This window comes from Nocardia sp. NPDC056952, assembly GCF_042674185.1.
GTDB lineage: Bacteria > Actinomycetota > Actinomycetes > Mycobacteriales > Mycobacteriaceae > Nocardia.
Genome location: NZ_JBHURA010000002.1, coordinates 941,735 through 948,299 on the forward strand (window position 1 = coordinate 941,735; position 6,565 = coordinate 948,299).

Annotated in this window: 6 protein-coding genes; 4 read left to right on the forward strand and 2 right to left on the reverse strand. The window is 66.9% G+C overall.

Features of this window, described 5'->3' with window-relative positions:
• Positions 1–41: 41 nt before the first annotated feature.
• Positions 42–707, forward strand: a complete 666-nt coding sequence (locus ACFTS5_RS11640) for an ATP-dependent Clp protease proteolytic subunit (RefSeq protein WP_101463989.1) — start codon at positions 42–44, stop codon at positions 705–707.
• A 242-nt stretch (positions 708–949) separates the two neighbouring features.
• On the forward strand, positions 950–2,230 hold the full coding sequence (clpX, locus tag ACFTS5_RS11645) for an ATP-dependent Clp protease ATP-binding subunit ClpX (protein WP_378629984.1): 1,281 nt from the start codon (positions 950–952) through the stop codon (positions 2,228–2,230).
• Positions 2,231–2,297: 67 nt separating this feature from the next.
• On the opposite strand, the gene ACFTS5_RS11650 is transcribed toward clpX, so the two are convergent.
• Complete coding sequence (locus tag ACFTS5_RS11650; RefSeq protein ID WP_378629985.1) at positions 2,298–3,113, reverse strand: hypothetical protein; 816 nt, start codon at positions 3,111–3,113, stop codon at positions 2,298–2,300.
• A 474-nt stretch (positions 3,114–3,587) separates the two neighbouring features.
• Here ACFTS5_RS11650 and mihF point away from each other — a divergent pair, with 474 nt between their 5' ends.
• A complete protein-coding gene (gene mihF, locus ACFTS5_RS11655) occupies positions 3,588–3,902 on the forward strand; it encodes an integration host factor, actinobacterial type (protein WP_019045768.1) in 315 nt (104 codons plus the stop codon).
• Between the two features lie 74 nt (positions 3,903–3,976).
• Here the strand turns inward: mihF and ACFTS5_RS11660 are convergent, their stop codons facing one another.
• A complete protein-coding gene (locus ACFTS5_RS11660) occupies positions 3,977–5,191 on the reverse strand; it encodes an FHA domain-containing protein (RefSeq protein ID WP_378629987.1) in 1,215 nt (404 codons plus the stop codon).
• Positions 5,192–5,371: 180 nt separating this feature from the next.
• On the opposite strand from ACFTS5_RS11660, the gene ACFTS5_RS11665 reads away from it, so the two are divergent.
• Complete coding sequence (locus tag ACFTS5_RS11665) at positions 5,372–6,445, forward strand: GNAT family N-acetyltransferase (RefSeq protein WP_378629989.1); 1,074 nt, start codon at positions 5,372–5,374, stop codon at positions 6,443–6,445.
• The last annotated feature ends 120 nt before the right edge of the window (positions 6,446–6,565 follow it).

Below are 6,565 nucleotides of genomic sequence, written 5' to 3' on the forward strand. Positions count from 1 at the left end.
GCCGCCGTCCCCCCTCACTCGAGACAAGCTTGGAGATAAAGATGGCCAACCTCTTCGACCCGCGCGCTGGACACGGCGGCTCCGCAGCGGGCCTTCCCCAGTCGCGCTACATCCTGCCGCAGTTCACCGAGCAGACTTCGTTCGGCGTCAAGACCTCCGACCCGTACAACAAGCTGTTCGAGGAGCGCATCATCTTCCTGGGCAACCAGGTCGACGATGTCTCGGCCAACGACATCATGGCGCAGCTGCTGGTGCTGGAGTCCCAGGACCCCGACCGCGACATCACCATGTACATCAACTCGCCCGGTGGTTCGTTCACCGCGCTGATGGCGATCTACGACACCATGCAGTACGTGCGCCCCGACGTGGTGACGGTCTGCCTGGGTCAGGCGGCCTCGGCCGCCGCGGTGCTGCTGGCCGCGGGCGCTCCTGGCAAGCGTGCCGCGCTGCCCAACGCGCGCATCCTGATCCACCAGCCGTCCTCCGGCGGTGTGCAGGGTCAGGTGTCCGACCTCGAGATCGCCGCGGCCGAGATCGAGCGGATGCGTCGCCTGATGGAAGTCACCATCTCGCGCCACACCGGCAAGCCCGAAGAGCAGGTGCGCAAGGACACCGACCGTGACAAGATCCTGACCGCCGAGGAAGCCAAGGAATACGGCATCATCGACCAGGTCTTCGATTACCGGAAGCTCAGCGGACAGAAGTGACACGCCCGGGCCCGCTGTCCTGATCTGGGCGGCGGGCCCGGCTTTTTCACCCGCGGTGGCTCACAATGGTGAGGACCCGCACAACCCTTCACATCGAACATGCGCGAGTTGTCGACCTGTCTCGCGCACACCAGGTACGGTCGACTCAGGGACCATTGCTCTGATTGACGGCACCGAGACGTATTTCCGGCCCAATCGGGGGACGACGGTCGCACTCGGACAAGGAAGTAGGGACCTACGAGATGGCGCGCATCGGAGACGGCGGCGATCTGCTGAAGTGCTCGTTCTGCGGAAAGAGCCAGAAGCAGGTCAAGAAGCTCATCGCGGGCCCTGGGGTGTATATCTGCGACGAGTGCATCGACCTGTGCAACGAGATCATCGAAGAAGAGCTGGCCGAGTCGAGCGAAGTGAAGCTCGACGAGTTGCCCAAGCCTTCGGAGATCCGGGATTTCCTCGAGAACTACGTGATCGGCCAGGACACCGCCAAGCGGACCCTCGCCGTCGCGGTCTACAACCACTACAAGCGCATCCAGGCGGGTGACAAGGGCCGCGACAGCCGCGGTGAGGCCGTCGAGCTGATGAAGTCGAACATCCTGATGCTCGGCCCCACCGGTTGCGGCAAGACCTACCTCGCGCAGACCCTGGCCAAGATGCTGAACGTGCCGTTCGCCATCGCCGATGCCACCGCGCTCACCGAGGCGGGCTATGTCGGTGAGGATGTCGAGAACATCCTGCTGAAGCTGATCCAGGCCGCCGACTACGACGTCAAGCGCGCCGAGACCGGCATCATCTACATCGACGAGGTCGACAAGATCGCCCGCAAGAGCGAGAACCCGTCGATCACCCGCGATGTGTCGGGCGAGGGCGTGCAGCAGGCGCTGCTGAAGATTCTGGAGGGCACCCAGGCGAGTGTGCCGCCGCAGGGCGGTCGCAAGCACCCGCACCAGGAGTTCATCCAGATCGACACCACCAACGTGCTGTTCATCGTGGCGGGCGCGTTCGCGGGCCTGGAGAAGATCATCTCCGACCGCACCGGTCACCGCGGCATCGGCTTCGGCGCCGAGGTGCGCTCCAAGGCCGAGGTCGACACCGACGACCACTTCGCCGACGTGATGCCCGAGGATCTGATCAAGTTCGGTCTGATCCCCGAGTTCATCGGCCGCCTGCCCATCGTCGCCTCGGTGACGAACCTGGACAAGGAATCGCTGGTCACTATTCTCTCCGAGCCGAAGAACGCACTGGTCAAGCAGTACGTTCGCCTGTTCGAGATGGACGGCGTCGACCTCGAGTTCACCGCCGACGCCCTCGAAGCGATCGCCGATCAGGCGATCCTGCGCGGCACCGGTGCTCGCGGCCTGCGCGCCATCATGGAAGAGGTCCTGCTGCCGGTGATGTACGACATCCCCGGCCGTGACGACGTCGCCAAGGTGGTCGTGAACGCCGACACCGTCATCGACAACGTCCTCCCGACGATCGTGCCGCGCAAGGCGCAGCGTCCCGAGCGTCGCGAGAAGTCGGCGTAACAAACCAACGGCAAAGGGCCCCTTCGGATCTGATCCGGAGGGGCCCTTCGCTGTGTGTCGGTGGAAGCTAGCTGACGGCCGGATTACCCAGGCTCGGCGCGGCCAGGGGATCGTCGGCGTCGTCGGCCGGGATCTCCGCGCTGGCACGGACGATCGCGGTGCTGTAGCGGGCGCTGGCGGCATTGTGGATGAGCAGGGCGACACCGATCATCACCGGGGCCACCGCGTGCACAGCGGCGTCGTACCAGTGCTGTGCGCTCAGGTGTGGATAGGTGTTGAGGGCGATGGTCAGCGTGAGCAGGAACAGCTCGGCGATCAGCACCTGGTTGCGGTTGCCCATCACGCCCCACTCGGCCACCCGTGTGGTGCCGATCATGATGATGATCAGGCACACGCTGATCATCGCCTCCAGGCCGAAGCTGGCCCAGTAGAGCGGGTCGGTGGGTCCGCCGGGGGCGATGTTGTGCTGGACGTTCACCGCCGACCACAGCATGCCCGTGATCACCACGCCGGCCAGTGCCCGCAGCGACCAGGTGCGGTGCTGATAGAGCGAGGCGAGGCGAGCGCGCGGGTTGGACTCGCGACGTTGCGCGGCGATGGCCTTGCGGGCCAGCATCAGGTCCGACATCTCGGCCCGCTCGAGCTCCGCGGTGGTGTCACGCAAGCGGTCGGCGTGCGAGGAGGCGGCCTTGATGTGCTTCCAGCGCTGATCGCGCTCGTAGGTACGGATCTTTTCGGCGAGTTCGCGCTCGGCGCGCAACTCGTCTTCGGACAGCGCGTCGGTCAGTGCGGGGTCGGACTGATAGGCGATGCGACGCCTGGCCCGTTCCACCCGCACGGGCAGAGCGGTGACCTCGTGGTCGAGCGGGTGTTCCTCGCGCATCGCAACTCCAGGTAGCAAAAGGGTTCGCCGGGTCGCGTCATTGTTGCGCATCGAGCGGGGAGAGAACACCCGCGGGCCCGAATTGCTCGGCCCGCAGGCGCTGAAAATGTCTGGCGCACAACTGTGTAGATGTCTGTGCAGCGATGCGGGAGACGGTGACGACCGTTCGAGAACGGGTCGCGCCCGGGCCGAGGAGCGTCGTTGATCCTCCGTGGTTCGCCGTTGAACCTTCATCCCGTAAAAGTGCTTCTGATGATGTTTCGCTGCTGGTCACCGCGGTGTTACGCCGGCCTGAACCGCCCGTCCTTTCGTCCGTTTGGTCCGTCTTGCAGGGCCGTCACTGAATACGACGGGTTCGGCACGCAAAACTCATCGGCGTATCCTCGCGGTGTGTCGGACTGGTGCTGCCGATTTCGTGCTGTTTACTCGGTCCGTCAATCAGATGTTCGAGTGACGAGTGGAAGCGGAGGAGACATGGCACTGCCTACGATGACCGCCGAACAGCGCACCGAGGCGTTGGCCAAAGCGGCTGCCGTGCGCAAGGCGCGCTCGGAACTGATCGGCAAGGTGAAGGAGGGCAAGGTCACCGTCGCCGATCTGCTCAAGAAAGCCGACAGCGACGACCTGGTGAAGAAGACCAAGGTCGCTGCCGTGATCAAGGCACTGCCGGGCGTTGGTCCGGTCAAGGCCGCCAAGCTGATGGACCAGGCCGAGATTCCCGAGGATCGCCGTATCGGCGGCCTGGGTGCTCGTCAGCGCGCGGCCCTGCTCGACGCCCTCGAGGCCTGAGCCGATTCGCGATCCGACGCCCGTGGAGCTGAATGCACGGGCGTCGGGATGGTCTGTGTTTCGCAGTAGGTGATTTACACGCAGTAGGTCAGCAGGAAGTCGTTGATCCGCAGGCGCCATCCCGGTTGCAACTCGATCGGGAGGGTGCCGACGCGAGACCAGCGTTCGCTGTCGGGGGCGGCGAAGAAAGTTCCGGAGGTCGCGGGGGCTTCGCGGACGAACACCTTGCCACGGTCGGGGGCGACGAAGGCATGGACCCGCGAGACGAGCCGATCGCGTTCGATCAGTATCGGCGTCGCCGCGGAAGCGCGAACCGATTCTTCCCCCGAGGGGTTGCGGCCGAGGACGTAGGGCCGATCCAGTGGGTAGCTCAGCCCGTCTTCGGTGACCAGGGCGCCGCGCGAACCGCTGTGGGGCGGCGCGCTCTTGCTCAACGCGACCGGTTCGGCGCGTTTGGCGGCATCGAGTGCTTGGGACCAGGCGCGGGGCGCGTTGGCGGCGGGTGAGCTGCGCGGACCGGTGCTCACGGTGACGCCGTCGGAGTTGCTCGATCCGGTGCCTGCGACATCGCCGGTGGCCGGTCGGCTGCCCGTGCTCACCGTCTCGCTGTCGGGTCGGCCGGCGTCGGGCTGGAAACCGGAGGTCGCGGGCTGGTCGGGTGTCGGCGCCGGGAATCCCGCGGTGGCCGGGAGCGCGTCGCTGGTGTCGGTGGATCGCGCGGTCGGTGGGCGCAGGGCTTGGAAGCCGGTGGCCTCCGTCGGTGCGGGCTCGTCGACGGATTCGACCCGGCGCGGCGGGGGATTGCGGCGCCGGCCCAGGTTGAGCACGAAACCGTTGCCGGTGACGATGCCCGCGCGCAGGTCGGTGCGGGGATTGGCGCTGGTGGGGTCGGCCATCTCGGCGCCGACCGCGATCCGGCGGACAGGTTCGCGGATGATCTCGTCGACCCAGGTGAAGGCCCGGTCGCCGGCGAGGCGGCGGTTGCCCTCCGCGCCGGAGATCTCGGCGATCACCGCGCCGCGCAACAGGATCAGCATCCCGTCGGCGGTCGGGGCGAGCACGCCGAAAGGCGGTGGGGCAGAAGCTCCGCCGAACACCACGCCCGCCAGGCGCTGCGCCAGGGCCGCACCGGGTGCGCTCGCCGCGGTGTTGTTGGCGACGGTTTCCACCGCACCGAGTAACCGATCGGTCGACGGTGTCTCCCCGGCCAGATAGACGACGACATCGCCGAATCGAGCGACGATCCCGGTCCCCGGCACGATGGCCACGGTGGACGAATGCGCGTGCATCAACGCCTCCTTGTCGGACTGGCCTTCACCGCTGCCTCGGCCGACCCCGCTGTGCGGCAGACCGCGACCTTGGTCTCCGCCGCCAGCATAGATGGACGGACGCCCGGGGATAAGGTCCGAAGGTAAATTTCGAACGGCGTTCGTACCAAACGATGTTCGTCGGCCGCGTAGGATCGGCGCATGAACGCCGCACCCGTCAGTCGCCGGGCCCGACCGGCGAAAGTCCCGTTGAGCCGCGATCTCGTGATCGAGACCGGACTGCGCATCCTCGACACCGAGGGCGCGGCCGCGCTCACCATGCGCCGGGTCGCCAAGGAACTCGACACCGGCGCCGCGTCGCTGTACGTCTACGTCGCCCATCGCGACGACCTGCTGACCGGCATGCTCGACCACGTTCTGTCCCAGGTCCAGGCGCCCACCGAGGGTGCCTGGCGTACCCGGGTGACTCAGCTGGTCGAGTCCTCGATCGAGGCTCTCGGCCGCCACGACGGTCTGGCGCTCGTCGCCTTCGGCCGATTCCCGACCACCGAGCACGCCCTCGGTCTGATCGAGCAGTTGCTGACTCTTCTGCGAGAGGGCGGCCTCGACCCCGCGACCGCGACCTGGGCCGTCGAGCTGATCTGCCGGCATATCGCCGCCGAGTCCGTGCGGCGCACCGCCGGTGACGTGCGTGCGCGCTGGGCATTGCGCGCGCTGCTCAACGGGATCATCGCCACCCCGACGGCCGGTGGACCTGCCCGGCTCGCGCGCGAGGACGAGATCGCGGCGCTGCAGGAGATCGAGCGGCGGGCCGGTGCGCCGTTCGCCGAGGTGGGCATGACCGCGATTGCCGAGGACGAGCCGCCGTCGCGAGAGGTGTTGCGGGCCTTCGTCGTCGAGGGGCGGGCGTGGGTGTGGCCGGACGACAACGATCAGCCGGTCGGCTACCTGGTTCTCGGGCTGGTCGACGGGCAGCCTCATATCGATCAGGTTTCCGTCGACCCGGCTCACGCGGGGGCGCGGATCGGCAAGCGGCTGATCGACCATGCGGTCGCGTGGGCCAGGGACAACGGACTCGAGGAGATCACGCTCACCACGTTCACGCAGGTGCCGTGGAACGGTCCGTACTACGAGCGCCTCGGGTTCAGTTACATCCCGCCCGCTGACGAAACTCCTGGCTTGCGGGCGATACGTGCCAGCGAGATCGCTCATGGGCTCGATGAATGGCCGCGTGCTTGTATGGGGGCTGAGCTGGCTGCTTGGAGAAGTGACTGATCAGGGGTTCTGGTAGTCCCAGGACGGTTTGAGGCTGTGTTTGTTGGCGCGCTGGCGCGCGCGTGTCCGCGGCCCTGAGGGGCCGCCGGTCAGGCGCCGCGGAATCGCTCCTTCGTCGCA